At 42.5% G+C, this 26,532-nt stretch carries 25 protein-coding genes; 22 read left to right on the top strand and 3 right to left on the bottom strand.

Annotation, left to right across the window (positions count from 1 at the left end; all coding sequences use genetic code 11):
- Positions 1-91 precede the first annotated feature (91 nt).
- The 3 genes from MMO42_RS09020 to MMO42_RS09030 all read left to right on the top strand — a co-directional run bounded on the left by MMO42_RS09020 (position 92) and on the right by MMO42_RS09030 (position 4,590).
- Entirely contained in the window at positions 92-1,474 is a 1,383-nt protein-coding gene (locus tag MMO42_RS09020; RefSeq protein ID WP_241320207.1) for an aspartate aminotransferase family protein, read from the top strand.
- Between the two features lie 59 nt (positions 1,475-1,533).
- A complete protein-coding gene (locus MMO42_RS09025) occupies positions 1,534-3,099 on the top strand; it encodes a CoA-acylating methylmalonate-semialdehyde dehydrogenase (RefSeq protein WP_241320208.1) in 1,566 nt (521 codons plus the stop codon).
- Between the two features lie 99 nt (positions 3,100-3,198).
- Complete coding sequence (locus MMO42_RS09030) at positions 3,199-4,590, top strand: amino acid permease (RefSeq protein ID WP_241320209.1); 1,392 nt, start codon at positions 3,199-3,201, stop codon at positions 4,588-4,590.
- An 18-nt stretch (positions 4,591-4,608) separates the two neighbouring features.
- Here the strand turns inward: MMO42_RS09030 and MMO42_RS09035 are convergent, their stop codons facing one another.
- Positions 4,609-5,487 carry an EamA family transporter gene (locus MMO42_RS09035; RefSeq protein WP_241320288.1) on the bottom strand — a complete coding sequence of 293 codons (879 nt, stop codon included), beginning with the start codon at positions 5,485-5,487 and terminating at the stop codon, positions 4,609-4,611.
- A 120-nt stretch (positions 5,488-5,607) separates the two neighbouring features.
- Between MMO42_RS09035 and MMO42_RS09040 the strand changes: the two genes are divergently transcribed.
- Positions 5,608-6,075, top strand: a complete 468-nt coding sequence (locus tag MMO42_RS09040) for an Lrp/AsnC family transcriptional regulator (protein WP_241320210.1) — start codon at positions 5,608-5,610, stop codon at positions 6,073-6,075.
- Positions 6,076-6,145: 70 nt separating this feature from the next.
- Here MMO42_RS09040 and MMO42_RS09045 read toward each other — a convergent pair whose 3' ends face one another.
- Entirely contained in the window at positions 6,146-7,654 is a 1,509-nt protein-coding gene (locus tag MMO42_RS09045; RefSeq protein WP_241320212.1) for a PLP-dependent aminotransferase family protein, read from the bottom strand.
- 162 nt (positions 7,655-7,816) lie between these two features.
- Between MMO42_RS09045 and MMO42_RS09050 the strand changes: the two genes are divergently transcribed.
- From MMO42_RS09050 to MMO42_RS09070, 5 genes are all read left to right on the top strand, one after another.
- On the top strand, positions 7,817-9,127 hold the full coding sequence (locus MMO42_RS09050; protein ID WP_241320214.1) for a 4-aminobutyrate--2-oxoglutarate transaminase: 1,311 nt from the start codon (positions 7,817-7,819) through the stop codon (positions 9,125-9,127).
- Complete coding sequence (locus MMO42_RS09055; RefSeq protein ID WP_241320215.1) at positions 9,124-10,572, top strand: NAD-dependent succinate-semialdehyde dehydrogenase; 1,449 nt, start codon at positions 9,124-9,126, stop codon at positions 10,570-10,572. The genes MMO42_RS09050 and MMO42_RS09055 overlap by 4 nt, the downstream gene beginning before the upstream one ends.
- 756 nt (positions 10,573-11,328) lie before the next feature.
- The gene (locus tag MMO42_RS09060) at positions 11,329-11,601 is read left to right on the top strand and encodes a hypothetical protein (RefSeq protein ID WP_241320216.1); all 273 of its coding nucleotides are present in this window, start codon (positions 11,329-11,331) and stop codon (positions 11,599-11,601) included.
- 242 nt (positions 11,602-11,843) lie between these two features.
- Positions 11,844-12,299, top strand: a complete 456-nt coding sequence (locus MMO42_RS09065; RefSeq protein ID WP_241320218.1) for an SRPBCC family protein — start codon at positions 11,844-11,846, stop codon at positions 12,297-12,299.
- A 112-nt stretch (positions 12,300-12,411) separates the two neighbouring features.
- Positions 12,412-13,221 (top strand): SDR family NAD(P)-dependent oxidoreductase, encoded by an 810-nt coding sequence (locus tag MMO42_RS09070; protein WP_241320221.1) that lies wholly within the window; start codon positions 12,412-12,414, stop codon positions 13,219-13,221.
- 51 nt (positions 13,222-13,272) lie between these two features.
- Here the strand turns inward: MMO42_RS09070 and MMO42_RS09075 are convergent, their stop codons facing one another.
- Positions 13,273-14,085 carry an IclR family transcriptional regulator gene (locus tag MMO42_RS09075; protein ID WP_005295320.1) on the bottom strand — a complete coding sequence of 271 codons (813 nt, stop codon included), beginning with the start codon at positions 14,083-14,085 and terminating at the stop codon, positions 13,273-13,275.
- A 268-nt stretch (positions 14,086-14,353) separates the two neighbouring features.
- On the opposite strand from MMO42_RS09075, the gene MMO42_RS09080 reads away from it, so the two are divergent.
- Genes MMO42_RS09080 through MMO42_RS09140 form a run of 13 tightly spaced genes read left to right on the top strand, consistent with a single transcriptional unit; the run spans position 14,354 to position 26,454 of the window.
- Positions 14,354-14,659, top strand: coding sequence for a non-heme iron oxygenase ferredoxin subunit (locus MMO42_RS09080; RefSeq protein WP_005295318.1), 306 nt, complete (start codon positions 14,354-14,356; stop codon positions 14,657-14,659).
- Between the two features lie 25 nt (positions 14,660-14,684).
- Positions 14,685-14,984, top strand: a complete 300-nt coding sequence (locus MMO42_RS09085) for a recombinase-like helix-turn-helix domain-containing protein (protein ID WP_005295316.1) — start codon at positions 14,685-14,687, stop codon at positions 14,982-14,984.
- 17 nt (positions 14,985-15,001) lie between these two features.
- On the top strand, positions 15,002-16,069 hold the full coding sequence (locus MMO42_RS09090; RefSeq protein ID WP_005295314.1) for an aromatic ring-hydroxylating dioxygenase subunit alpha: 1,068 nt from the start codon (positions 15,002-15,004) through the stop codon (positions 16,067-16,069).
- Complete coding sequence (locus MMO42_RS09095) at positions 16,062-16,826, top strand: SDR family oxidoreductase (protein WP_241320223.1); 765 nt, start codon at positions 16,062-16,064, stop codon at positions 16,824-16,826. The genes MMO42_RS09090 and MMO42_RS09095 overlap by 8 nt, the downstream gene beginning before the upstream one ends.
- An 11-nt stretch (positions 16,827-16,837) precedes the next feature.
- Positions 16,838-17,770 carry a VOC family protein gene (locus MMO42_RS09100; RefSeq protein WP_005295307.1) on the top strand — a complete coding sequence of 311 codons (933 nt, stop codon included), beginning with the start codon at positions 16,838-16,840 and terminating at the stop codon, positions 17,768-17,770.
- A 27-nt stretch (positions 17,771-17,797) separates the two neighbouring features.
- Positions 17,798-19,009 (top strand): FAD-dependent oxidoreductase, encoded by a 1,212-nt coding sequence (locus MMO42_RS09105; protein ID WP_241320224.1) that lies wholly within the window; start codon positions 17,798-17,800, stop codon positions 19,007-19,009.
- Between the two features lie 40 nt (positions 19,010-19,049).
- On the top strand, positions 19,050-20,273 hold the full coding sequence (locus tag MMO42_RS09110) for an MFS transporter (RefSeq protein WP_005295303.1): 1,224 nt from the start codon (positions 19,050-19,052) through the stop codon (positions 20,271-20,273).
- Positions 20,274-20,307: 34 nt separating this feature from the next.
- Positions 20,308-20,829: a cupin domain-containing protein gene (locus MMO42_RS09115; protein ID WP_004652930.1), complete on the top strand. Its 522-nt coding sequence runs from the start codon at positions 20,308-20,310 to the stop codon at positions 20,827-20,829.
- Between the two features lie 33 nt (positions 20,830-20,862).
- Complete coding sequence (locus MMO42_RS09120) at positions 20,863-21,678, top strand: alpha/beta hydrolase (RefSeq protein ID WP_241320226.1); 816 nt, start codon at positions 20,863-20,865, stop codon at positions 21,676-21,678.
- Positions 21,679-21,700: 22 nt separating this feature from the next.
- Positions 21,701-22,495, top strand: coding sequence for an SDR family oxidoreductase (locus MMO42_RS09125; RefSeq protein WP_005202798.1), 795 nt, complete (start codon positions 21,701-21,703; stop codon positions 22,493-22,495).
- A 9-nt stretch (positions 22,496-22,504) separates the two neighbouring features.
- Positions 22,505-23,296, top strand: a complete 792-nt coding sequence (locus MMO42_RS09130; protein WP_241320228.1) for an aspartate dehydrogenase — start codon at positions 22,505-22,507, stop codon at positions 23,294-23,296.
- 12 nt (positions 23,297-23,308) lie between these two features.
- Positions 23,309-24,775, top strand: a complete 1,467-nt coding sequence (locus MMO42_RS09135; RefSeq protein WP_241320229.1) for an aldehyde dehydrogenase — start codon at positions 23,309-23,311, stop codon at positions 24,773-24,775.
- Between the two features lie 38 nt (positions 24,776-24,813).
- Positions 24,814-26,454, top strand: coding sequence for a thiamine pyrophosphate-binding protein (locus MMO42_RS09140; RefSeq protein ID WP_241320231.1), 1,641 nt, complete (start codon positions 24,814-24,816; stop codon positions 26,452-26,454).
- Positions 26,455-26,532 lie beyond the last annotated feature (78 nt).

Here is a 26,532-nt window from a genome sequence, read left to right on the forward strand (position 1 = left end):
TTTGCTTTTTTATATCTAAACTCAAGATAATTTGAATTTATCAAAACTATATCGCTCTGTACACTCCAAGCATAACCCCAAAACAAGAAGAGTGATTATGTTTGATATCGATACCTCAAATGACCGAGATGAGGCAATGGAAGCGAATCCGTCAGATATTCAAATGAGCTTAAATTATCAAGCGCATTGGATGCCATTTTCTGCCAATCGTAATTTTCACAAAGACCCACGCATTATTGTAGCTGCAAAAGGAGCACACTTGGTTGATAGTGCCGGACGTGAGATCTATGACTCTTTGTCAGGCTTATGGACCTGTGGTGCAGGGCATAGCTTGCCTGAAATTCAAAAAGCTGTCAGTTCACAATTGGCAAAACTAGATTATTCCCCCGCATTCCAGTTTGGACATCCTTTAGCTTTTCAGTTGGCTGAAAAAATTGTGCAGCACATGCCAGAAAAACTACAGCATGTTTTCTTTACCGATTCGGGTTCTGAGTCTGCAGATACTGCCGTCAAAATGGCACGGGCTTATTGGCGTATTAAAGGTCAACCGAGCAAAACCAAGCTGATTGGGCGCGCTCGCGGCTATCATGGCGTTAACGTGGCAGGCACAAGCCTAGGCGGGATTGGTGGCAACCGTAAAATGTTCGGTCAATTGATGGATGTTGATCATTTACCGCATACCTTGCAGCCACATCTAAGCTTTACCAAAGGCTGTGCCGAAACGGGAGGCATTGAACTGGCCGATGAGATGCTTAAACTGATTGAGCTACATGATGCATCAAATATTGCCGCTGTGATTGTTGAACCAGTTTCAGGCTCAGCAGGCTGTATTGTGCCACCCACAGGCTATTTAAAACGCCTGAGAGAAATTTGCGATCAACATAATATTCTGCTGATTTTTGACGAAGTGATTACTGGCTTTGGCCGTATGGGCACATGGACTGCGGCTGAATATTTTGATGTTACCCCTGATCTACTTACTTTCGCCAAACAAATTACCAATGGTGCCATTCCATTGGGTGGCGTGGTGGCAAGTGGTGAAATTTACAACACTTTTATGCAACAAGACTTGCCTGAACATGCAGTTGAATTTACCCACGGTTATACCTATTCAGGGCATCCAGTCGCTTGCGCTGCTGCTTTAGCCACATTAGATGTACTGGAAAAACAGAACTTAATTACTCAATCTGCGGCCTTAGCGCCAAGTTTTGAAAAGTTGCTGCATGAATTAAAAGGCGCACCGAATGTGATTGATATTCGCAATTGTGGCTTGATCGGTGCCTTACAACTGGCACCACGAGATGGCGATGCCACCATTCGTGGATTTGAAATTGGTATGAAACTGTGGAAAGCAGGTTTCTATGTACGTTTTGGTGGAGACACCATTCAATTTGGTCCAATGTTTAATAGTACTGAAACTCAATTATCACGGTTGATGAACGCCGTGGGTGAGACCCTATATCAAGTGAAATAAGGCTGGGCTGTAACACAGTTCGAAGTACATGGAAAATAATACAGAGAGAAGGAATACAAATGAATAATTTAGAACATTTTGATGCTGATCAGTTCAGCAATGCAGATTCAACTCAAGCATCATCAGCAACTCAAATGCTTGGGCATTTCATTCAAGGTGGTCTGGTCACGGAGTCCGACAGAAAACAAGCGGTTTATAATCCTGCAACAGGTGAAATCAGCAAAAAGGTTGCCTTGGCAGATACACAATTGGTCAATCAGGTGGTACAGATTGCAGAGCAGGCATTCCCTGCATGGCGTGATACGCCTGTGATTAAACGTGCACGGGTAATGTTTAAGTTTAAACAATTACTGGAAGAAAATGCTGAGAAGCTGTGTGAGCTGATCGGACAGGAACACGGCAAGATTTGTCATGATGCCCAAGGTGAATTACAGCGTGGCATTGAAAATGTGGAATATGCCTGTGCTGCACCTGAGTTTTTAAAAGGTGAATATTCAAAAAATGTTGGTCCAGATATTGATTCTTGGAGTGAATTTCAGCCTTTAGGAGTAGTTGCAGGAATTACACCTTTTAATTTCCCTGCGATGGTGCCGTTGTGGATGTTCCCGATGGCCATTGTTTGTGGCAATTGCTTTATTTTAAAACCCTCTGAAAAGGCCCCTTCAGCCGCATTATATCTGGCTGAATTGCTTAAGCAGGCAGGATTACCTGATGGCGTATTCAATGTGGTGAACGGTGACAAAGAAGCGGTAGATGCTTTACTCCATCATCCAAAGATTCAAGCGATTAGTTTCGTCGGTTCAACGCCGATTGCCGAATATATCTATCGTACGGCGACGTCGACCGGGAAACGCTGTCAGGCACTGGGGGGTGCAAAAAATCACGCCATTATCATGCCTGATGCTGATATTGATAATGTAGTGACCTCATTACTGGGTGCCGCCTTTGGTTCATCGGGGGAACGTTGTATGGCGTTATCGGTTGCCGTTGCTATCGGTGATGAAGTTGCCGATGTGGTGATCGCAAAGCTCAAGCAAGAAATGCAGCAATTGAAGTTTGGACATTATGCCGATGCAAGTAATGACTTTGGCCCACTCATTACGCAAGCACATAAAGATAAGGTACAAGCGTATATTCAAAGTGCAGAGCAACAAGGTGCTAAAATTGTGGTCGATGGCCGTGATGCTAAACCTATTGGTTATGAAAATGGTTTTTTTGTTGGACCGACTTTGATTGATCAAATTTCTCCAGAAATGACCAGTTATCAGCAAGAAATTTTTGGACCTGTATTACAAGTGATTCGTGTTGAAACCATGCAACAAGCCATGCAACTGATCAATGATCATGAATATGGTAATGGCACCTGTATTTATACCCGTGATGGTGAAGCAGCACGTTATTTTAGCAACAATATTCAAGTGGGAATGGTCGGTATAAATGTGCCGCTACCAGTTCCTGTTGCTTATCATAGTTTCGGGGGCTGGAAACGTTCATTATTCGGTGATTTGTATGCCTATGGTCCAGATGGTGTACGCTTTTATACGCGCCGTAAAACGATTACACAACGTTGGCCATCGACACAAATTCGTGAGGCAAAACAATTTGCCATGCCAACTTTAAATTAATTTGCACTTAGGGAAAACAACCGGTTTTCCCTTTTTTATTTTTTGTAGGAATTGAAAAATGTAATTAACGGCTTGATACGTATTTTTAAGGAATAAAATATGAATAGTACGAAAACAACAAAATTAGGTGAAGGACTCTCCAACCGCCATATCACGATGATCAGTATTGGTGGAGTTATTGGTGCAGGTTTATTTGTCGGTTCATCCGCTGCAATTGCCAAAGCAGGGCCCGCTGCGGTATTGGCTTATATCATTACCAGTATTCTGGTTTTTCTGGTCATGCGTATGCTCGGTGAAATGGCCGTTGCACAACCAGATACAGGTTCATTTTCCACCTATGCACGTAAAGCAATTGGCCCTTGGGCTGGTTTTACTATTGGATGGTTATATTGGTGGTTTTGGGTTTTAGTGATTCCAATCGAAGCGATTGCGGGTGCTGAAATTTTACATGCTTGGTTTCCACAGGTTTCCAGTGCAATTTATGCTTTCGCGTTTATTATTCTGCTGAGTTTGGCGAATTTCTTTAGCACCAAAAGTTTTGGTGAGTTTGAATTCTGGTTTGCTTTAATCAAAGTGATTGCAATTATTGTATTTATTTTGATTGGTGTCACGGCAGTCTTTGGGTTTTGGCCTCTAGCTAAAGATGTTAGTGGTGTTGGTCATCTATTTTCAAATGGCGGCTTTATGCCACATGGCATGGGTGGGGTTTTATCAGCCATCTTAATTTCGGCATTTTCATTTTTTGGTATTGAAATTTTGTCGATCGCGGCAGCAGAATCTAAAAATCCAGAAGAAAAGATTAAACGAGCCACCAACTTGGTGCTTTATCGCATTATTTTATTCTTTGTGGTGTCTATTTTTCTTGCCGTTGCCTTGGTCGATTGGCGTTCGCCAGACTTACAGAAATTAGGGACATTTCAGTATGTGTTGGTCAGTCTCAATGTTCCACAAACCAAGCTGATTATGGACACCGTGGTATTTATCGCTGTTGCAAGTTGTATGAATGCAGCTGTATATACCTCCTCCCGAATGTTGTTTGCGTTGGGTGCACGTCATGAAGCACCTAAACTTGTCACTAAAATCAATGGAGCAGGTGTACCCACCATTGCTGTATTTGCATCGACTTTTGTTGGTGTCATCTGTTGCGCTGTCAATTATCTGTTTCCAGGTCAAGTCTTTGGTTTCTTGCTCTCAACCACGGGTTCAATTGCACTATTGGTTTATCTGGTGATCGCATTTTCTCAGTTACGCTTAAGAAGCAAGTTAGAAAAAAAGGGGGCAACTGTTCCTTTTAAAATGTGGCTATTTCCTTGGCTGACATGGTTTGTAATTATCGTGATTATGAGCGTGTTGGGATATATGTTCTTATCACCGCAATATAGTCATGAAACAACATTGTCCTTGAGTGTAACCATAGGTGTCGTGATCTGCGGTTTGATTGTGACGCGTAAGCAGAAAAGTAATAGGCCAGTCGCAGTACGTGTAGATTAGTTCAAATTTAAAAAAGCATCAGGTCTCTGTTTGAATGCTGAGGCCTGATTTTTTATAGGCGAAATATGAGCAACCTGCACAAGCAGTCATAATAATCGCAATACCAAGAATCTGATAAAGATTGAGCTGCTCTCCCAGAATTAACCAAGCCGCAATGGCACTGACCGCAGGCGAAGCACTCAATAATATTCCAAAGACTTTGGGCTCTAGTTTTTTCATTGCAAAAATATCCAATAAGAATGGAATCGTGCTGGAAAGTAGCGAAACTAAAATGCAGAGCAATAGTATCCAGTATGAATGCAGAATATTACTTATATCGGTAATGCCAAAAGGGAGTGCAAATAAGCTGGCAACCAGCATTCCAATTGCGACGGTATTTCCGCCACCTTTTGCAACTTTGGCGCCATAGACAATATAAAGTCTCCAACAGCATGCTGCCGCGAGTGCGTACCCCATGCCTAGATAGCTAAAATTTTGATGACTCCCCCCTAAAGGCAAAAGTATTAAGCCGATCAATGAGAGACCACCCCAAATTAAATCCTGTTTCTGCTTTGACATGAATATCGCGACAGTTAAAGGGCCTAAAACTTCAATTGAAATGGCAATACCAATAGATAAATGGGCAAATGCTCTATAAATTAAAAGATTCATACAGCTGAGCACGAGTCCATAAATAAAAAGGTTTTTCCAAGGCAGGTCGGCATGAAAAGTACGCCATGGTTTAAATATAATCCATAACAAAATAGCGGAGAAACTTAAGCGAATGACCGCAACGCCTTCTGCTCCGAAGATTGGAAACAACGTTTTTGCAATCGCAGCACCAATCTGAACAGAGATCAGGGATAAGCAGGCTGCGGCCAAAGCCAGTTCTTGTTTAGGGTGAGCAGAAGAAATCATGTCGATGACTAAGAGATGGATCATGAGATTTTAGTTCTAGACCCGTGATTAAAATCTGCTTATTCATTGAAGTGAATGAGTTATTCACTCTATTATTAGCAAAAGATGAGGAATTAATTCATGGCTGAGATTTCACTTGATCATTTCGATTATGCAATTTTGAGAATATTACAGCAGGATAATAAAACCTCACATCGACAGATTTCAGATCAAATCGGTCTTTCCCAAGCATCGGTACAACGACGTATTGTCCGAATGGAACAAGAATCCATTATCGAAAAAAATTGTGCGGTATTGAGTCCTAAAAAGTTTGGTGAGAAGGTCACTTCTATTATTGAAGTCCGTCTCGCTGAAGATCGTTCAGTGGTTATGGATCGGGCAAAGCAGTACTTTGCGGCAGTCGATGAAATTCAACAATGCTATTTCGTTAATGGCGGTGTTTCTTTTATCATCATTATGATCTCCAATAATTTATCGCATTTTGAAACTTTGGTTAGAAGGCATTTTGCAGACAATAATGACGTCAAGACCTATCGAACCTTAATTGTTTTAGATCGGGTCAAAGTCAGTTTGGATTTATGCTTTTAAATTGAATTGATGGGTAGGCTTCACTTGGTTGAGTTGGCATCATTCCTCAACCCAGCATGATTTTGTGTGATCAACGGTTCTGTGGAAAAAGTTCAATGCCATTTTCGATTAAGCATTGACGCAAGATACTAAAAGCAAACGTCATATCTTGTTCTTGAACACAGGCAAATCCAAGCAATAAACCGGGTTGAACTGGCGTATCCGTACCAGAGTAATATTGAGAGAGTGGACGAACATTGACGCCACGAGAAAGTGCCAGTGCCGAGACTTCAATATCATTGGCATGTTCTGGTAACTTCAGCACTAAATGCAAGCCAGCATCATGATTAAATTCATGTAAAAACACATCACCCAGATAGCGGTGAATCAATTCAATCAAGAATTTACGTCTTTTGCTGTAGAGCAGACGCATTCGTCTGATATGTGCTGCATAGTGTCCTTCACGAATGAATTCGGCCAAGGCCCGTTGAGTCAATAGATGGCCGCCACGATAAAGCTCAGCCGAAATGGTACGTAGAGGCTGCACCAATTGTTTGGGAACAACCATATAACCAATACGTAAGGCGGGATAAATCGTTTTACTAAAAGTACCAATATAGATTACGGGTGGATTATCTTCCAAACCCTGTAAAGATGGATAGGGCTGACCCGAAAAACGGAATTCACTATCATAATCATCTTCAATGATCCAACTGTTACACTGTTTAGCCAGATCAAGCAATTTCCTACGTCTAGGCAAACTGAGGTGTGAACCCAAAGGATACTGATGTGAAGGGGTGACAAAAATTAGACGAGGCGGGGTTGAAGGTTGCTCTTCAGGCATAATTCCTTCCGCATCAACTGGCATAGGAATAATATTTAAGCCATTGATACGCAGAATATTCTTGGCACCCCAATAGCCAGGGTTTTCAATCCAGACATGATCATCCAAGTCACACAAAGCACGCGATACCAGATCAACCGCCTGATGGATGCCTTCAGTAATAATGATCTGGTCGGTTTCACAATTGACTGAGCGGGCAATCCGCAGATAGTCCGCCAGTGCCTGACGTAATTCAGTACATCCTCCAGCATTGCTATAAATCAAATTGGCAATTTCAGGCTGGCGGCTTAGACGGGACTTAATTCGATTAAATTCGGCATGTGGAAATTCTGTGACATCAGGTGCACCAGGCACAAAAGCTCCCCATTGATAAGGGGAGGCTGCTGCATGTTGAAGTAAACTTGCGCCGCGTTTGGAGAGTGTGCCATTTGGATCGATTTTAGTTGTTGCAGTATGAATGGTTGCTGTACCAACTTGAGTATAGCTTTCAGGCAGGTTTTCTGAAACCCAAGTGCCTCGACCTGTATGTGCCTGAATATAACCTTCAGCCCGTAACTGTTCATAGGCATTGAGTACTGTATTACGTGAAACATGTAGTTCATTGGCCAAATCACGGGAAGCGGGCAGACGAGTATTGGGTGCAAGAACCCCTTCTAAAATGGCCTCTCTTAGACAATGAAAAACCCGAGCAGGTAAGGTCCCTTCACTGATCTGCTGTAAGTGCTGTAACAGGTAGTCGCCTAACAAGGTACGCAATTGGCTCTCTCCTTTAGTCCAAAAATGGCTCTCGTCTATTCCCTATAAAAGGTACACATTAGGTACCTATAGCGCATTTTAACGTTGTTTCAGCAAGTTTTTTTTCGATGAAGCCGTTTAAATGCTCCAAAAGATTATTGTTTAGTCGTGTAGAGGTAAAAAATGGATGCAAAGCATATTGCAATAAATGCTCGTAAACAGCAAGCAACACCACGTGGTGTTGGCGTCATGTGCCAATGGTATGCTGAACGTGCGAGCAATGCGACTTTATGGGACATGGAAGGCAATGAATATATCGATTTTGCAGGTGGAATTGCAGTTTTAAATACAGGACATTGTCATCCGAAAGTGATTGCAGCTGTGGCTGAGCAATTGAATAAATTTACGCATACGGCTTACCAGATTGTACCGTATGAAAGTTATGTAGCACTGGCTGAGCGCATCAATGCACGAGCGCCTATTGAGGGGCCTGCAAAAACAGCATTTTTTACCACAGGTGCAGAAGCGGTTGAAAATGCAGTGAAAATTGCACGTGCTGCGACAGGTCGTCACGGTATTATTACATTTGGCGGTGGTTTTCATGGTCGTACTTTTATGACCATGGCCATGACGGGAAAAACAGCACCTTATAAACGTGATTTTGGGGTGATGACGGCTGGAGTGTTTCATGCACGCTATCCTGTTGCTTCAAAAGGCATTACGGTTAAAGATGCCTTGATTAGTTTAGAAGAAATTTTTAGTGAGGATATTGCAGCACACGATGTGGCAGCCATTGTGCTCGAACCTGTACAAGGTGAAGGTGGTTTTAATGTCGCACCTGTAGAATTCATGCAGCAATTACGCAAGATTTGTGATGAACACGGTATTCTTTTAATTGCCGATGAGGTCCAAACGGGTTTTGCACGTACAGGTGAATTGTTTGCCATGCAACATTATCCCGTCAAAGCTGATTTGATTACGATGGCAAAAAGCTTAGGTGGTGGTTTTCCACTGTCGGGTGTTGTCGGTCGTGCCGAAGTGATGGATGCACCAAATCCAGGTGGTTTAGGCGGTACTTATGCAGGTAATCCACTGGCGATTGCAGCAGCCAATGCCGTGATTGACGTGATTGAAGATGAACAGCTATGTCAGCGTGCCAATACTTTAGGTTCAGAATTAGTGGCGATGCTCACAGCAGCACAGAAACATGCCAAAGATATCATTGATATTCGCGCTTTGGGTTCGATGGTTGCGGTTGAGTTTGGTGATCATGCAACGGGCCAACCGAAACCAGAAGTGGCGAAAGCCATTCAGCAATATGCAATGGAGCAGGGCTTATTGCTTTTAACCTGTGGTAAGCATGGCAATGTGATTCGTTTCTTGTATCCATTGACCATTCCTGAAATTCAGTTCAATCAAGCATTGGTGATTATTCAAGATGCTATTGCTGCACAACAACCTGCATCGCAAAAGCTTGTTGGAGCTGAAGCATGATTGATTTTGGTTTACAGGCTTTATTAAAGCATCCAGATATTCGCTTTGATTCAGCTTCGACAGAAAAATACTTTGTAGTGGATGATGCTGCAACAGGGCAGGCTTTGGCTTGGGTGAAGAGATCTGAACAAGCTGATGTGGAAGCCGCTATTGCTCGTTCAGCCATCGCTCAAGCACAATGGCAGCAGCAAACTGCTTTGGTCCGCGCCGACATTCTATTGGCTTGGTATCAGTTGATTTTGCAACATCGTGAAGCTTTGGCGCAGATTCTGACAGCAGAGCAAGGCAAATCCTTAGCCGAGGCACGTGGTGAAATTGGTTATGCCGCTTCATTTATTCGCTGGTTTGCAGAACAGGCACGCCGTGTTGATGGTTCTGTGTTAACCCCAGTTCAATCTCAACAGCGTTTGATTGTACTTAAGCAAGCGATTGGGGTGACTGCAGCAATTACCCCGTGGAATTTTCCAGCAGCCATGATCACCCGAAAAATTGCACCTGCTTTGGCTGCGGGTTGTTCGATGTTGGTTAAACCCGCAGAACAAACACCATTAACTGCCTATGCTTTAGCTGTTCTTGCTGAACAGGCAGGTTTACCTACGGATTTATTTATTCTGATTAGTGGCGATGCGGTAGCAGTCGGACAAACCCTATGCGCAAGCGATACGGTACGTAAACTCAGTTTTACAGGCTCTACCGATGTTGGTCGTATCTTAATGAAACAATGTGCGCCAACCATTAAAAAACTTTCACTAGAACTGGGTGGCAATGCCCCTGTGATTATTTTTGATGATGCGGATGTCGAGCGTGCAGTGCAAGGCATTATGGTCAGCAAATTCCGTAACAGTGGACAGACTTGTGTTTGTGCCAACCGTATTTATGTTCAAGCAGGGATTTATGAGGCGATTTGTGAGCGCTTGAAAGTTGCGGTTGAGCAGCAACTCCGTGTTGGTGATGGGCGTGAAGATGGTACGACCCAAGGCCCATTGATTGATCAAGATGCAGTCGAAAAAGTGCAATCACATATTGCCGATGCATGCAGTAAAGGCGCTTCAATTGTTGTCGGTGGTCAACCACATGCATTGGGTAAAACGTTCTTTGAACCGACCATCTTAAGAGACGTGACACAGGAGATGAAGGTTGCCAAGGAAGAAACCTTTGGCCCATTGGCTCCTTTATTCCGTTTCAATGAAGAAGCTGAAGCCATCGCGATGGCCAATGATACCGAGTTCGGCTTGGCCAGTTATATCTTCACCAAAGATGTGGCACGTCAATGGCGTGTCGGTGAAGCCCTGCAATATGGGATGGTAGGTGTGAACACGGGATTGATTTCAAATGAAGTTGCGCCTTTTGGTGGAATCAAGCAATCAGGTCTAGGCCGTGAAGGCTCTCAATTCGGCATTGAGGAATATTTAGAGCTTAAATATATGTGCGTTGATATTTCATAAATGACAAAAGTTAAAGACCTAAATGCGTAGGACCCACGCTTTAGGTCTTTTTTATTATTTAAGCTATTGATTAAGAAAAGGGTAAATAGAATTTTCTTGATATAAATTTAACTGAATTTTTTTAAGACTGAGTAAATTGGAGAACTTTGCTCATTATTAAATTCAATTGCATCTGAGATAAGATATCGATTCTCAATTCTTTTTATGATTAAAATCGACACGCCGTGAATAAGAATAGTGTTGTGGTAAATTTTTTTTATTCTATTATTAATGCAATTTAAGTGAATTAAATAAATGTTTTTTGATAATATTTTAATTTTTTGGACTTCATATCTACATTCATTACTATTCAAGTTTTACAAAAAATGATAGATCGTATTTGAGCTAATGTTTTGATCTTTACTTATGTAATGAAAGTCATTGGTAAAGTATTGCTCTGTTTCATGATAGTTTATCTTTTTTGCTGAGAGATATTTTAATCGTTTTACCATAAATATAGATATGTTCTCAATTTTAGAAACAAAATTAATCTCTATATTTTTTATTGTATGATCATGGTTTTTTGTGGGAGAGTTGTTGTTTATTCAAAATTTTGTCCCAATTTGTTTTTGTTTTATGACTCATATGTGTTTATATGTTTTAGTGCTTTTTTGAGTGCAAAAAAAAGATATTGATGTTAATTTTTAGTGTTTTTAATGTTTATTCATCTTTCTTTATTTTTAATATGATGACTCTTTTGTCTTTTGAGATTTAAGAGTGAAGAAATGGATTTGTAAAAGTTGTGGTTTGTACAAAAAGATTATTCCAAGTCATATTAAATCAGGTCGAAAGGTCTTTTTTATACATCATGTCGATAATATGAATAAAACAATTAAGAAAGGAGTGGTTGTTAGTCGAAACAAGGATATTTTGATTATCCTCAGTGAGGGACTTTTATGTATGGTCAAAGACATTGATGTTTACCCCGAAGATGCTCCTGTGTATTTTGTATACAACATGTTTGGTGCGTGTAAGTGCCCAACCAAGTAACACGAAACTTCTTATATTTTATATATTGAAAATGGCACGCAAAGTCAAAGAATTAAGCAAAGTGTCAAGTTATATCAGGCAAGGGCTTTATACTTAAAAATCTAAATAGTTCCAAAATTTAGATGTAAAAATCCATGGTTAAACTTGAATCGATAAGTTTTATCCAATACTAAGGAGCATTACATCAATTTCATGGTTAAAGAAACCGTGTATGGAGCATGTTTTGAAAAGGAATAGATCCGATGCCTAAATGTGTAGTCATGAAGCAAACTTTTAATGCACCTATCGACTTTATTTTTCTACTTTTTTCTAAACACCGAACATTCAATACCGTGTTGTGGCCGCTGCAATCCGTAGTGATAAAAACTTCTAATGATGCTCATAATACTGATGGGATCGGTTCAATTCGAAAAATGGGAATCGGCCCGTTAAAACCAATCCAAGAAGAAATTACCCAAAGCATATCCAACCAGCTGATTGAATATAAAATGTTAAAAAATAGTCTGTTTTCTTATCATTTAGGCCGATTGGAATTTGAGCAGGTTGGTGAATGTACAAATTTAACCTATAGCATTTGGTTGGATAGCAAGATTCCTTTGGTGACAAACATTGCGCTTATGCAGCTTAAGTCTTCGGCTACATATGGTTTGAAAAAAATTGCAATTCAAATGAATCAATTTAAGATTAAAGCGCTGTAACTTTTTACTACATGGCATTTTAATAAAAAATGGACACCAATATTGATCTGCAGTCACTGCTGTTAGATGTTCTACATCAAAATTTCAGCAATATTGTATTTAAGGAAGCATAATGAATTTAAGCAAAAAGACGATCATTATTACAGGTGCTTCAAGTGGAATTGGCGCAGAGGCAGCGATTCAACTTGCTCAAGCCGGAGCAACGGTTTGTCTGATTGCACGTCGTGCTGATGAATTACTGAAGGTTCAGGCTACGATTCAAGCTCAAGCGGGGCAAGTCTCTATTTATCCAGCAGATATCACTGATGCTGAGCAGCTCAAAGCGTGTTTAGATAAAATATTGTCTGAACATCAAAAGATTGATGTGTTAGTGAATAATGCAGCGCGCTCTATCAGGCGTCCGATCTTGGAATCACTTGATCGCTTACACGATTATGAACGCACCATGCAGATCAATTATTTTGCCGCAGTGAATATGACACTGCATTTATTACCTCATTTTCTAGCCAATGCTTCGGGTCATATCGTCAATATTTCAACCATGTCAACGCAGGTTCCAATTCCTTTATTTTCAGCCTATCTGGCCAGTAAATCGGCACTTGAGTCTTTTTCTCGTTCGCTTTCGATGGAGTTAAAAGGAAAAGGAATTGATGTCAGTATTGTTTATTTTCCAATGGTCAGAACACCAATGTCTTCTAAAACAGCAATATATAAACATATGAAGATGTTGGATACACCTGCAGCAGCGGGATGGATTGTGAAAGCCATTGAGAAAAAATCTTATCGTGTCAGTAGTAAAACGGGCCTTGTTGCAAATGCCTTACTAAATACTGCACCGACTTGGGCAATGAATCTTTCACGGCCACTGTTCCAATTAATGGATCAACGCTTAAAGAAGAAACTAAAGACTGATGAAGCATGATTGATTGGTTTATCGATTAAAAAAAGCAGCTGAAGCTGCTTTTTTTATAGATTAATAGATGAATTTAGAGATTTTATCTGCCGTTTGGATCACCGTCTCAGCAATTTCATTTCTAAAATGATGCTCATCATAACTGCCTAATGGACAGCTCACAGAGAGAACAGCAGCCATTTTATTGGTTGATTGTTTATAAATCGGTGCAGCACAGGCTGCCATATCATGGTTGTAATGACCCCAACTCACCATGGAGTGCTGTGTTTTTACATAGCTAAGACGCTGTAGTAATTCTTTGAGGTTTTTAGGTGTTAGTTCAGAAAAAGTGTCCCACTGACTAAAACCTTTATAACGATCCCTGATCTCAGTTTCAGGTAAATCGGCCAACAGCATTTGCCCAATGACAGTCGCATGGGCAGGCCAACGTGTACCTAACCCAATATTACTGGTAAATGTTCCATTGGATTGAATGTTGTTAATAAAGACGATATGTGTCCCTTCCAATATAGAAAGGTGGACAGCAAGCTGGGTTTGATCGCGAAGCTCTTTCATGAGCGGTGTCGCTAAATCTAATAGGGACTGTCTAGATAGACTATTAAAGCCAAGCTCCATGACTTTTGAATCTAGTGCATAGGTTTTTTGCGATGCCTTTCTCAGAAAACCACAAGATTCCAAGGTATAGATCAGTCGAAATGCACTAGAACGGTTTACATCTAAAATCTCGGCAATTTCTGTGATGGTCATTTCTTGGGTTTGTTGATTAAAGGCTTGCAGGATTGCCAAGCCACGAACTAAGCCAGGGACTAAATAACGCTCATCATTTTTTATTGCATCAGATTCTTGGGAGTCTGTTTCAACTTTCGAATTCATTGAGTTAATTTTCCTATCAAAAAAGCACAAATTTGTACATTTCGTTTTCTTCGGTTTGTATTGTAACTGCAAATAGATTTATAAAATATATTTTTATATATAAAACAAAATTTTTTCAGTAAAACGTAAAATAATGTGTAATAAAAATCAAGATGCTGAATTTTAAAGATATATTTAATTTGACAGGAAAAACTGCATAGGAGTATTCTTTATTAAAGTTTGTTATATCAAATATTGTTTTATATATAAAACAAATGAGGATGCAAGGATGAGTTGGATCTCAGTTTGTCAGCAAGACGACATCACCGAAGATGAGCCGAAAGCCATTGAAGTCGACGGTAAGAAAATAGGCGTTTTTTTCATCGATGATCATTATTTTGCCATCGAGAATGTTTGCCCACATGCTTTTGCCTTATTAACAGAAGGTTTTATTGAAGATCAAACAGTGGAATGCCCATTACATGAGGCAATTTTTGATATTCAAACGGGTGAGCTAAAAAGTGGTCCGGGATGTCGTGATTTATGCACTTATCCCGTACGTGTTGAAGGGCAGGACGTTCAAATTCAACTATAAGTCTTATTTATAAGGATGGAATCTCATGAAAACTTTTAATGAGAAGCTAGCGAATTGGATTCATGCCACGCCAGCGACCGAAGCAGGGATTAACAATATTCAAATACCAGGACAGTCAGAACTTCTGGTTTGGCAGACGCGTTATAAAGAGCCAACAGTCTACGAACAGGATTTTGTTCAGCACTTAATCAAGGCCTTTTCGACAGGTGTAACAGAGCTTGGTGATTTAGTTCAATCTTTAAATCAGCAGGGCTTCCGTTGCGAGTCTGGTGAGCTATGGACTTCTGAAGCATTTTCAGAAGAAATGCAACGTTTGGGTTATTGATTCAAGGAAGAACAGTTATGAACGCAGCAGTATCAGTTACGCCAACTGTAGAAGAGTATTTGGATCTGGGTTTGCGTGATCAGTGGCACCCCGTTTTAGCAAGTTGGGAAGTTGCAGCGAATCCTGTCGGGATCACTCGTTTGGGCGAAAACATCGTGGTATGGCGTGATGCCGAAGGTCAAATTCATGCTTTGGAAGATCGCTGCCCGCATCGTGGCGCACGTCTTTCTCTAGGTTGGAATCTGGGTAATCGAGTTGCTTGCTGGTATCACGGTGTCGAAGTTCGCCATGATGGTGTGGTAGAGGATGTGCCTGCGGTACATGATTGCCCAATGAAAGGTACGACCTGTGTAAAAAGTTATCCTGTGATTGAACAACATGGTGCAATTTTCATGTGGTTTGGCATCGATGCCAAAGAAGCGCCGAAGCCACTGGATTTTCCAGAGCAGTTGGCGAGTGAGGAATGGAGTTCATTCCTATGTCAGGCAGATTGGGAAGTGAATCATCAATATGCAATTGATAATGTGATGGACCCAATGCATGGCAGCTACTTGCATTGCACTTCACATTCGATGGCTGAGGGTGATCGTACTGCGGAAATGAAACATCGTTCGACTGAACATGGTTTTATTTTTGAAAAAGAAGGTCAAGTCGGAGTGAATTTTGACTGGGTTGAATATGCCAATACAGGCGCAAGCTGGTTACGTCTTTCGATTCCATATCGTAAAGATTTTGGGCCAGGTGGTGAGTTTTGGATTGTTGGCTATGCAACACCAATTGATGAAAAAAATACCCGTGTGTTCTTCTGGCGCTGTCGTAAAGTCGGTGGTTGGCAACGTAATGTTTGGCGTTTCCTTTACCGTAATCATTTAGAAAAATTGCACTGGGATGTATTGGAGCAGGATCGCATTATTTTAGAAAATCTTGCACCCAATGCACGTCGCCATGAATTTCTCTATCAACATGATGTCGGTTTATCTCGTTTACGCCGCCTCATGAAAAAAGAAGCGGAAAAGCAGTTAAAGAAAATTGCCGCATTAAATACGTCAAACCGTATTGAAATGCAGGAAGAAGTTCATGGTTAACGTCGCATTGTTGCAGGACAAGAAAGTCTTTGTCACAGGTGCAGCGAGAGGCTTAGGACGGGACTTTGCTCAGGCCATTGCTGAAGCAGGTGCTCATGTGGTCATGGCTGATATCCTAACCGATCTTGTGCAAAGCGAAGCAACAGCTTTGCGAACACAAGGTTTAAAGGTTGATGCGGTGAGCATTGACTTGGCAAATTCTGACTCGATCCAGCAAGCGGTACAGCAAGCAGCTGAAAACATGGACGGTATTGATGGATTGGTCAATTGTGCTGCGCTTGCAACCAATGTGGGTGGTAAGAGCATGATGGACTATGACGCGGATCTTTGGGATCGTGTCATGAATATTAATGTGAAAGGTACTTGGCTAGTGACTAAGGCTGCGGTGCCTTACCTTAAACAGTCGCATGCAGGCAAAATCATTAATGTGGCATCAGATACTGCTTTATGGGGTGCGCCGAATTTGATGGCCTATGTGGCAAGCAAAGGTGCCTTGACTGCAATGACGCGTTCGATGGCAAGAGAACTTGGACCATTCAATATCTGTATCAATACGCTTTCACCAGGGTTGACTCTGGTTGAAGCAACAGCCTATGTGCCGCAAGAACGTCACGATTTATATGTCAATGGTCGTGCGATTCAACGTCAGCAATTACCACAGGATTTGAACGGAACAGCCCTTTATTTATTGTCGGATTTGTCCTCATTTGTGACAGGACAGAATATTCCAGTAAATGGCGGTTTTGTCTTTAATTAAGGAGTAATCTCATGATTACAGGGATTGAGATTTTAAAATTTGGCGTTGAGGACAGAGCTGCTTCGAATAAGTTTTTGGCAGATTTCGGTCTAAAGCAAAGCCAGTCAGATATTGAAGGGGCAGATCTTTACCAAACCCAAAATGGTAGCAAGATCTATTTATTTGATTGTGATGATATTCGCTTACCTAAAGCAATTGAATCAGGTTCAACCCTACGTGAAGTGACTTGGGGTTTGGATGATGCAGCCCATGATTTGGCTCAGCTTGCACTTCGCTTAAATGATGTAGAGGGTTATCAAGCCAGTGCTGATATGGTGCAATGCATAGATCCGAATGGCATGACCATTCGCTTCCAGAAAAGCTTTACTCAAGAGTTGCCTGCATTAAAAACAGAAGGTATTAACCAGTATGGCAATGTGCAACGTGTCAATGCAGCAAGTCCTGTGTATGAAAAAGGACAACCTGTTGCGATTGGTCATGTGGTGTTTTTTACCCCAGACTTAGAAACAACTGAAAATTTCTATCGTGAGAAGCTCAGTTTTCATCTGTCAGACGCTTATCGTAACCGTGGTGCATTCTTACGCTGTCGAGGCCAAGGTTTCCACCATGATTTATTCTTACTTTCTGTTCCGAATAAACCAGCAGGTCTCAATCACGTGGCATTCGTGGTTCGTGATATTCATGAAGTAATTGGCGGTGGATTGCACATGAACCGTTCTGATTGGTCAACCTTTATTGGTCCAGGACGTCATCCAATTTCTTCAGCCTATTTTTGGTATGTCAACTCACCACTTGGTGGCGCATTTGAATACTATACCAATGATGACTTTTTGACAGAAGAATGGCAGCCACGTATCGAAGAACATCGTCTAGAACTCTTTACGGAGTGGGCGATTGAAGGCGGTTTGGATGATCATACTCGTCGTCAAGTCAAACCTGCATAAGTACAGATTTAGCAGGGAGATTAAGCTATGGAAAGAATCGTAATCGTGGGTGCAGGACAAGCCGCAGGTTGGGCAGTTAGTACTTTGCGTCAAAATGGATATTCAGGTGAAATTCATGTGGTCTCAAATGAAGACCGTGTGTTTTACGAACGCCCACCATTGTCAAAACAGGTGCTTTCAAAAGAAGCCACTTATGAAAGCTTGCATCTGTTTTCTCCAGAGCAGGTACAGGACTTTAACATTCAGTGGCATAAGCCAGCGGTTGCCACTCAGGTTGATCGCCAGCAGAAGCATGTGGTTCTGGAAAGCGGTCAGGTTTTACCTTACGACAAATTGTTGATCGCAACAGGTAGTCGTGCCCGTGTTCCTGTGAATACCTGGCAGTTTATTCCCAATGTCGTGACTTTACGTAATGTTCAAGATTGCGAGCGTTTAGCCGAGATCTTGCAGCATTCGCAAAAGTTAGCGGTGATTGGTGGTGGCTGGATCGGTCTTGAAATTGCAGCGACAGCGCGTAAACAAGGCAAAGAAGTTCATATTTTTGAATATGGCGATCGTCTTTGTGCTCGTAGTGTTAGCCCTGATGTATCTGCTTTTCTAAAAAGCATGCATGAGCAACAAGGGACACAGATTCATTTAGACAGTAAAAATTTGCATTTGATTGAAGCGGGTCAGCAAAAAGTTGAAGTGGTGAATCATCCCAATGCGAGCGAGTTGTTTGATTGTGTTGTTGTCGGCGCAGGTGCTGATATTGCCAAAGAGCTTGGTGTCAATGCTGGCCTAGATGTAAAAGATGGCATTGTGGTGAATGGCTTTGGTCAAACCTCTGACCAAGATATTTATGCTGCCGGTGATGTTGCCATTCATCCAGGTTTGGGTTATTGCATCCAGTCATGGGCCAATGCACAGAATCAGGCGATTGCCGCAGCAAAATCAATGCTGGGAATAGAGACTGAATATACCGATATTCCATGGTTATGGTCAGATCAGTATCACTTCAATATTCAGATATTAGGCACTTATCAACCGGAAAAAACCGAGCAGATTGTGGTTCGCAAAAGCGCAGATGATCAATGCAGTTATTTGTATTTAGATGATCAAAACCATTTGCTGAACATGATTGCGATTAATGATTCTAAACTGGTCAAGCTGGCAAAGCGTTGGATGCAGTCCAATACCGAGTTAGACCCAAAATTATTAGCAGACCCTGAATTTAATGTCATGAAATTAAAACCATAAACATTAGATCCGGTTCATGACTCAATCGAAGGAATGAAGTATGAGTAATGAAGAGAAAAGTGGATTAAAGCATTGGGTTCCTGCTTTTGTCCTGATGGTATGTGTCGTTCTGGCATTTTTCGACAAAATTAGTATCGCGGTTTTATTTGCTGACCCGCACTTTCAAGGTGCGATGGGAATTGCAGAAGACAAGGCAAAACTCGGATGGCTCATGACCAGCTTCTTGTTGGCTTATGGATTCTCCTCGGTGTTTTTAAGCTTTTTGGGCGATATTTTTAATCCGAAGAAAATGCTGTTTTGGAGCGTCGCATCATGGGGTTTGCTCATGTTCTGTATGGGATTTACCACAAATTATACAGGCATGTTGATCTTGCGAGTTTTGCTTGGCTTGGCTGAGGGACCATTGTTTGCATTGGCTTATGCCATCGTGAAACAAACTTATACTGATCATCAGCAAGCACGTGCTTCGACCATGTTTTTATTAGGAACACCGATTGGTGCATTCTTGGGTTTTCCAATTACTGCTGCAGTCTTAGCAAAGCATGATTGGCACACCACATTCTTTGTAATGGCAGGTTTGACCGTAATTGCATTGCTTGCGATTGCTTTTGGCTTGCGCAATTTACAACTTAAGAAAACCATTGAACTGGAATCGACCAGCAAACGTGTCAATTTCAAAGGTCATATTCATAACACCAAAGTGCTATTACAGAATCGTGCTTTCTGGTTGGTCTGTATCTTCAATATTGCATTGATGACCTATCTATGGGGCTTAAACAGTTGGGTGCCTTCTTATCTGATTCAAGATAAAGGTTTTAACCTAAAAGAGTTTGGCGTTTATTCAAGCTTTCCATTTATTGCCATGTTGATTGGTGAAGTGATTGGCGCATTCCTTTCGGACAAGTTAGGTCGCCGTGCCATTCAAGTCTTTAGCGGTTTATTGGTGGCAGGCATCTTCATGTATGTCATGGTCATTATGACTGATCCGATTCTCGTGATCGCAGCGATGTCTTTAAGTGCAATGGCTTGGGGCTTCGGTGTCGCAGCAGTATTCGCGTTACTTGCCCGTGTAACAACTGCTGATGTTGGGGCAACTGCGGGTGGAATTTTCAATGGGATGGGGAATTTTGCCAGTGCAATTGCACCTGTTCTGATCGGTTATATCGTGATGCAAACACACAGTTTTAATTTAGGAATAACCTTCTTGGCAGCCGTCGCTGTAATCGGATCGTTCTTCTTGCTTCCTTTATTGAAACGTTATTAATCCAACTATTTATCAAAAACCTAGGAGTTAAAACATGACTACTCAACAATTCGAATCATGGACACAACCTGAAGGTACAAATTTACAAGATTGGTTGAATACACGTATCGCACGCTTTGAAACACGTAAATATGATTTTGATGCTTTGAAGTTCCAAGCGGACTACGACCCGAAATATCGTCGTGCACAAATGCGCTATATGGGCACTGGCGCAACAGGTGTGGTCAATGATGGCAATACGGTTCCAGCTGAAAACTTTACCTTCTCAACCATGGTTTTACCTGCGCAATGTGAAGGGCCTTTGCATATTCATCACGATGTTGAAGAAGTATTTTTCATGTTACGTGGCGAGATTGACCTGTTCATTGAACATAACGGTGAAAAATTCGAGACCAGACTGAAAGAACGTGACCTGATTTCAATTCCACCGGGTATTTATCGTGGTCTGTTCAATCCTGGTCAGGAAGATGCCTTGATGTGTGTGATGTTGGGCGCGGGTAAACCAACCATTCCGAATTATCCACCTGAGCATCCGTTGTCTCAAATCAAACGTTAATCCGATTGATCTTATAAACGTTGAAGGAATGACATGATGACACTGATTGAGACCTTAGCCCAATATCCAGTCAAAACCGTTGCTGTAAATGGTTACCTGCAAGCCTATCGTGAGGCAGGCCAAGGTCAGCCCTTGATTTTGCTACATGGAATTAGTTCAGGTTCAGCCTCTTGGATCAATCAGTTAGAGACACTCAGTCAACATTTTCATGTCATTGCCTGGGATGCACCAGGTTATGGCTTATCGGATGGCTTAACCACAGATCAACCCAAGGCAACCGATTATGCGGAACGTGTACTGGGCTTGATGGATGCGTTGAACATTTCAAAAGCTATTTTAATTGGTCATTCATTGGGCGCATTACAGGCCAGTGCTTTTGCCCACCTTCATCCTGAACGGGTACAGACTTTAGTGATTGCCAATGCAGCACAAGGTTATCAACGTTCCGATGAAGAAACCAAAGCACAGGTCTATCAAAAACGCCCGAATATGTTGAAAAGCTTGGGCAATGCAGGCATGGCTGCCAGTCGTGGACCGCATTTGATCTATAAACAGGAACCTCAGGCACTGGCTTTGGTCAGTGAGGTGATGGGGCAACTGACATTAGATGGTTTTACCCGAGCATCCTATTTGTTGGCGTATGACGAAATTCGAAATTATTTAACCAAACTTACTGTTCCTTGTGTGGTGATTGCGGGCGACAAGGATGGAATTACGCCTGCACAAGCAATCAAGGAACTTGCTGTAGAAATGCAATTGAGCCGATGTCATCTCATTACAGATGCAGGTCATCTGAGTTATGTCGATCAACCTGAACAGTTTAACGACATTGTTCTATCGGCACATTAAGACTTAAACGAGAGATATGGATATGAGCTTCCAAGTTGAAGGAAAAGTAGCAGTTGTAACAGGTGGCTCGTCAGGCATTGGTTTGGCTGCAGTCGAAATTTTAGTTGCTGAAGGTGCCAAGGTGGCGTGGTGTGGTCGAGATGAGCAGCGTTTGGCAGCATCAAAACTGTATATTTTAGAAAAATATCCGCATGCCAACATCTTCACCAGTATTTGCAATGTTTTGGATAAAGAAGATGTAAAACGCTTTGCACAACAGGTCAATCAGAATCTGGGCAATGTCGACATGCTGATCAATAACGCAGGTCAGGGGCGCGTATCTAATTTTGAAAATACCCAAGACGAAGACTGGATGAAAGAAATTGAACTGAAGTATTTCAGTGTATTACATCCAGTACGTGCTTTTTTAAATGATTTAAAACATTCGGCATGCGGGTCGATTACCAATGTGAATTCTTTGCTGGCACTGCAACCTGAACCGCACATGATTGCGACTTCATCTGCACGTGCAGCATTGCTGAATCTAACCCATTCACTGGCACATGAATTTACCCAGTACGGTGTTCGTGTCAATTCAATCCTGTTGGGCATGGTGGAATCAGCACAGTGGAAACGCCGTTTTGAAACCCGTTCAGACCCAAATGCAACATGGGAACAGTGGACAGGCAATATTGCCAAAAACCGTGGCATTCCAATGCAACGTTTAGGCAAGCCAGAAGAGCCAGCACGTGCCTTGGTGTTTTTAGCATCGCCTTTGGCATCGTATACCACAGGTTCGACACTGGATGTCTCTGGTGGATTTAATAAACATTTATAAGGTGTTCACATGAAACAGTTGATGATGATCGGTTTTGGAGCGATGGCGGCAGAAGTGTATGCCCACATGCCACAAGACCTGCAACTTAAATGGATTGTGGTCCCTGCACGCAGTGTAGAAAAAGTACAGGCGCAGGTTGCTGCTGGAGTACAAGTGATTAGCTCAATCGAACAGTGTCAGGGGACACCTGATTATGTGATTGAAGTGGCAGGCCAAGCTGCGGTGAAAGAACACGCGCAAAAAGTCTTGGAAAAAGGCTGGACCATTGGCCTGATTTCAGTGGGCACTTTGGCGGATAACGAATTTTTAATTCAGCTCAAAACAACCGCTGAACAACATGATGCGCACCTACATTTATTGGCAGGTGCCATTGCTGGGATCGATGGTATCTCAGCAGCCAAAGAAGGTGGTTTGGAAAAGGTCACCTATAAGGGCTGTAAAAGTCCAAAAAGCTGGCGTGGTAGCTATGCGGAACAATTGGTTGACCTCGATCAGGTCAGTGAAGCAACAGTTTTTTTCCGTGGTACAGCCAGAGAAGCAGCCTTGAGGTTTCCAGCCAATGCCAATGTGGCAGCCACGATTGCACTGGCAGGACTGGGTATGGATGAGACCATGGTTGAGCTGACGGTTGATCCGAGTATCAACAAAAACAAGCACACCATTGTGGCAGAAGGTGTATTCGGTGAAATGACCATTGAATTGGTCGGTGTGCCATTGGCGAGTAATCCAAAAACCTCAACCTTGGCTGCATTAAGCGTGATTCGCGCTTGCCGCAATAGTGTTGAAGCAATTCAGATTTAAAAGGATTTGATCATGGTAAAGGAAATTTATATCGCTGGTGAATGGCGATTAGGTAAAGGCGCTACGATTCAAAGTTTATTTCCAGCAGATCAATCGGTGAATGCTGAAATCTCAACGGCGAGTTTGGATGATGTCAATGAAGCCATTGAAAAGGCAGATGCGGCTTGGCGTAAAGCCGAGTGGCGTAACAGCATGCCGCATGAACGTGCCCGTATTTTATATAAAGTGGCCGACATTATTGAAGCGCGTGTGGATGAGCTTTCAAAGTTGCAAACCCGTGATAATGGCAAGCCCTTGGCTGAAACCCGTGCCTTGACGATGAGTGCGGCAGCAACTGCGCGTTATGTGGCAGCAGCCTGCGAAACCTTGAACGATGAGTTGACCACGCAACGTGCCGCAGATTTCATGACCATGAGCGTGCATGAACCAGTGGGCGTAGTCGCTGCAATTACCCCGTGGAACTCACCGATTGCCAGTGAGGTACAGAAATTGGCACCAGCGCTTGCTGGCGGTAATGCAGTGATTCTAAAACCAGCAGAAGTAACTTCTTTGATTGCGTTGGAACTCGCAAAAATCTTTGAAGAAGCGGGTTTACCGAAAGGTTTGCTCAGTGTATTGGTTGGACGTGGTTCGGTGATTGGTGATGCAATCGTAAAGCATCCTTTGGTGCGTAAGATTTCATTTACGGGTGGAACCACGACTGGTCGTCATTTGGCACATTTAGCTGCCGATAAACTGATCACAACCTCTTTGGAGCTTGGTGGAAAATCACCAACGATTGTATTGCCAGATGCAGATATTGAATTGGCTGCAAAAGGTGTGGCTTACGGTATTTTCAGTTCGGCTGGACAAGCCTGTATTGCAGGTTCGCGTCTGTTTGTACACAGCCGTATCTATGATCAATTTCTCAGTCGTCTGGTTGAAATTACCAAAGGCTTGCGTGTTGGACATCCTGAAACCGCAGGCGTACATCTCGGGTCTTTGATTAACCCGAAGCATTTGGCTTCTGTCGATGACTATGTACAGCTCGCGAAACAAGAAGGTGGGCAAGTGCTTGTCGGTGGTCATGCCTTAACCGAAGGTGAATTTGCCAAAGGTAGCTATTACTTGCCAACGATTATTACAGGCTTAAGTAATTCAGCACAAACTTGTCAGGAAGAGATTTTTGGCCCTGTATTAGTGGTGATGAAATATGACGATGAAGCTGATTTACTTGCACAAGCCAACGACAGTTGTTTTGGCCTTGCAGCAGGGATCTGGACTGAAAACTATCGTAAGGCATGGCAAATTGCCCGTGCTTTAGAAGTCGGTACGGTTTGGATCAATACCTATAAGAAATTCTCGATTTCTGCGCCATTTGGTGGCTTTAAAGAAAGCGGTATCGGGCGTGAAAAAGGTCGTTTAGGCATTTTGTCTTACATGCAACAAAAAAGCATCTATATGGGATTAAGCGAGCAGCCAAATCCTTGGGCGAATTAATACATTCATGGAATGAACAGTTTTTGAGGAATATACAAATGACAGAACGTGTAAATGTTGGCGAAGCCATCGCCCGTGTTTTAGAAGCACATCAAGTAGACAGTATTTATGGAGTGATCTCGATCCATAACTTGCCGATTGCCGATGCAGTTGGTCGCCGTGAAAAAATCCGGTTTGTAGCGGCTCGCGGTGAAGCAGGTGCGGTCACTATGGCAGATGGTCACTCACGCTTTAAAGGACTCGGTGTGGCGCTCACCAGTACTGGTGCAGGTGCAGGCAATGCAGTCGGTTCACTAATTGAAGCAATGAATGCAGGCAGTCCTGTTTTACATTTAACAGGGCAAGTTGAGCGTGAATATTTGGATCGTGATGCAAGCTTTATTCATGAAACCAAAGATCAGCTGACTTTCTTACGAGCATCGAGCAAAGCTGCATTTCGTATTACCAGCCCTGACAATGCGGTAGGTGTGATTCGTGAAGCGATTCGTGTAGCAACGACAGTACCAATGGGGCCAGTGAGTGTTGAGTTACCGATTGATGTGCAAGCAGCAGAAATCGATTTGCCGCTGAACTTAGGGCCAGTAAAAGCCCTTGAATTGCCACAAGCTGAACAGGTCGAAGTCAACTTAATCGTTGAAGAACTGAAAAAAGCCAAACGTCCAGTGTTCTGGATCGGTGGCGGTACGTTGAATAGTGTTGCAGAAGTCAAAGCCATCGCTGATCTTGGTATTCCTGTAGTGTCATCAACACATGCGCGTGGCGTATTAGCCGATGATCATCCACGTAGTTTAGGCGCATTCCATAACTCGGCTGGCGTTGAGCAGTTGCTTAAAGATGCTGATCTATTGGTGGTGGTGGGTTCACGTTTACGTAGTAATGAAACCAAGACCTATTCAGTGCAATTCTCTGACAATATTATTCAAATCGATGCCAATCCTGTCGCGCAACAGCGTAATTACAAAGTTCGTAACTTCATCTGTGGCGATGCCAAAGATGTGTTGCAACGCGTATTGACGGGCTTGCAAGGTATCTCCAAAGTCGATGCGGAATATGATGCAGCTGTGGTGAAGGCAAAACAGGCCGCAATCGAGGCATTACGTACGCAGTTGGATCAATATGCCTTGATCTGTGATCACTTACGTGCTGCATTACCGCAAGATGGCATTTTTGTACGAGACATTACGATGTCAGGTAGTACCTGGGGCAGTCGTTTATTCCCAGTGCAAGCACCGAATCAGAACATTCACTCTTTAGCAGGGGCTATTGGTCTTGGTCTAGCAACTGCGATTGGTGCTTCGATTGCCAATCCTGACAAGAAAGTCATTGGTTTAGTCGGTGATGGCGGTTTGATGTTAGGTATTGGTGAAATTGCAACCATGGCGCAAGAAAATACCAATATGGTGCTGATGATCATGAATGATGGTGGTTATGGCGTGATGCGTGGTATCCAGAAGAATTACTTCGGTGGTCGCCAGTATTTCAATGAATTGCATACCCCAGACTATAAAGTACTCGGTGAAGCAATGGGCGTGAAAAGCTGGAAAGTGGGCAGTGCTGATGAATTCAAGACGGTGATTCAGGAAGCGGTTGATTTTCAGGGACCAAGCGTGATTGAACTGGATATGAATTCAATTGGTCCACTGAACTTCGCGGGTCCACCACAGAAGAAATTGTACTAATCCCGCTGAGTATTGGCAGTCCGTGCTGATGTGAAGACAGTTTTATGGGCAAATTTTTTTGCCCATAAAGCGATAAAA

Origin of the sequence: Acinetobacter sp. ANC 3882 (assembly GCF_022549545.1) — a bacterium.
Taxonomy (GTDB): Bacteria; Pseudomonadota; Gammaproteobacteria; order Pseudomonadales; family Moraxellaceae; genus Acinetobacter.

Coding starts and splice junctions, on each gene's coding strand:
- MMO42_RS09085 (WP_005295316.1), top strand. CDS start 14,685: ATGAAAACTTTTAATGAGAAGCTAGCGAATTGGATTCATGCCACGCCA.
- MMO42_RS09135 (WP_241320229.1), top strand. CDS start 23,309: ATGGTAAAGGAAATTTATATCGCTGGTGAATGGCGATTAGGTAAAGGC.
- MMO42_RS09070 (WP_241320221.1), top strand. CDS start 12,412: ATGAATTTAAGCAAAAAGACGATCATTATTACAGGTGCTTCAAGTGGA.
- MMO42_RS09075 (WP_005295320.1), bottom strand. CDS start 14,085: ATGAATTCGAAAGTTGAAACAGACTCCCAAGAATCTGATGCAATAAAA.
- MMO42_RS09080 (WP_005295318.1), top strand. CDS start 14,354: ATGAGTTGGATCTCAGTTTGTCAGCAAGACGACATCACCGAAGATGAG.
- MMO42_RS09130 (WP_241320228.1), top strand. CDS start 22,505: ATGAAACAGTTGATGATGATCGGTTTTGGAGCGATGGCGGCAGAAGTG.
- MMO42_RS09100 (WP_005295307.1), top strand. CDS start 16,838: ATGATTACAGGGATTGAGATTTTAAAATTTGGCGTTGAGGACAGAGCT.
- MMO42_RS09035 (WP_241320288.1), bottom strand. CDS start 5,487: ATGATTTCTTCTGCTCACCCTAAACAAGAACTGGCTTTGGCCGCAGCC.
- MMO42_RS09065 (WP_241320218.1), top strand. CDS start 11,844: ATGCCTAAATGTGTAGTCATGAAGCAAACTTTTAATGCACCTATCGAC.
- MMO42_RS09110 (WP_005295303.1), top strand. CDS start 19,050: ATGAGTAATGAAGAGAAAAGTGGATTAAAGCATTGGGTTCCTGCTTTT.
- MMO42_RS09025 (WP_241320208.1), top strand. CDS start 1,534: ATGAATAATTTAGAACATTTTGATGCTGATCAGTTCAGCAATGCAGAT.
- MMO42_RS09125 (WP_005202798.1), top strand. CDS start 21,701: ATGAGCTTCCAAGTTGAAGGAAAAGTAGCAGTTGTAACAGGTGGCTCG.
- MMO42_RS09095 (WP_241320223.1), top strand. CDS start 16,062: ATGGTTAACGTCGCATTGTTGCAGGACAAGAAAGTCTTTGTCACAGGT.
- MMO42_RS09055 (WP_241320215.1), top strand. CDS start 9,124: ATGATTGATTTTGGTTTACAGGCTTTATTAAAGCATCCAGATATTCGC.
- MMO42_RS09120 (WP_241320226.1), top strand. CDS start 20,863: ATGATGACACTGATTGAGACCTTAGCCCAATATCCAGTCAAAACCGTT.
- MMO42_RS09030 (WP_241320209.1), top strand. CDS start 3,199: ATGAATAGTACGAAAACAACAAAATTAGGTGAAGGACTCTCCAACCGC.
- MMO42_RS09115 (WP_004652930.1), top strand. CDS start 20,308: ATGACTACTCAACAATTCGAATCATGGACACAACCTGAAGGTACAAAT.
- MMO42_RS09050 (WP_241320214.1), top strand. CDS start 7,817: ATGGATGCAAAGCATATTGCAATAAATGCTCGTAAACAGCAAGCAACA.
- MMO42_RS09040 (WP_241320210.1), top strand. CDS start 5,608: ATGGCTGAGATTTCACTTGATCATTTCGATTATGCAATTTTGAGAATA.
- MMO42_RS09140 (WP_241320231.1), top strand. CDS start 24,814: ATGACAGAACGTGTAAATGTTGGCGAAGCCATCGCCCGTGTTTTAGAA.
- MMO42_RS09090 (WP_005295314.1), top strand. CDS start 15,002: ATGAACGCAGCAGTATCAGTTACGCCAACTGTAGAAGAGTATTTGGAT.
- MMO42_RS09105 (WP_241320224.1), top strand. CDS start 17,798: ATGGAAAGAATCGTAATCGTGGGTGCAGGACAAGCCGCAGGTTGGGCA.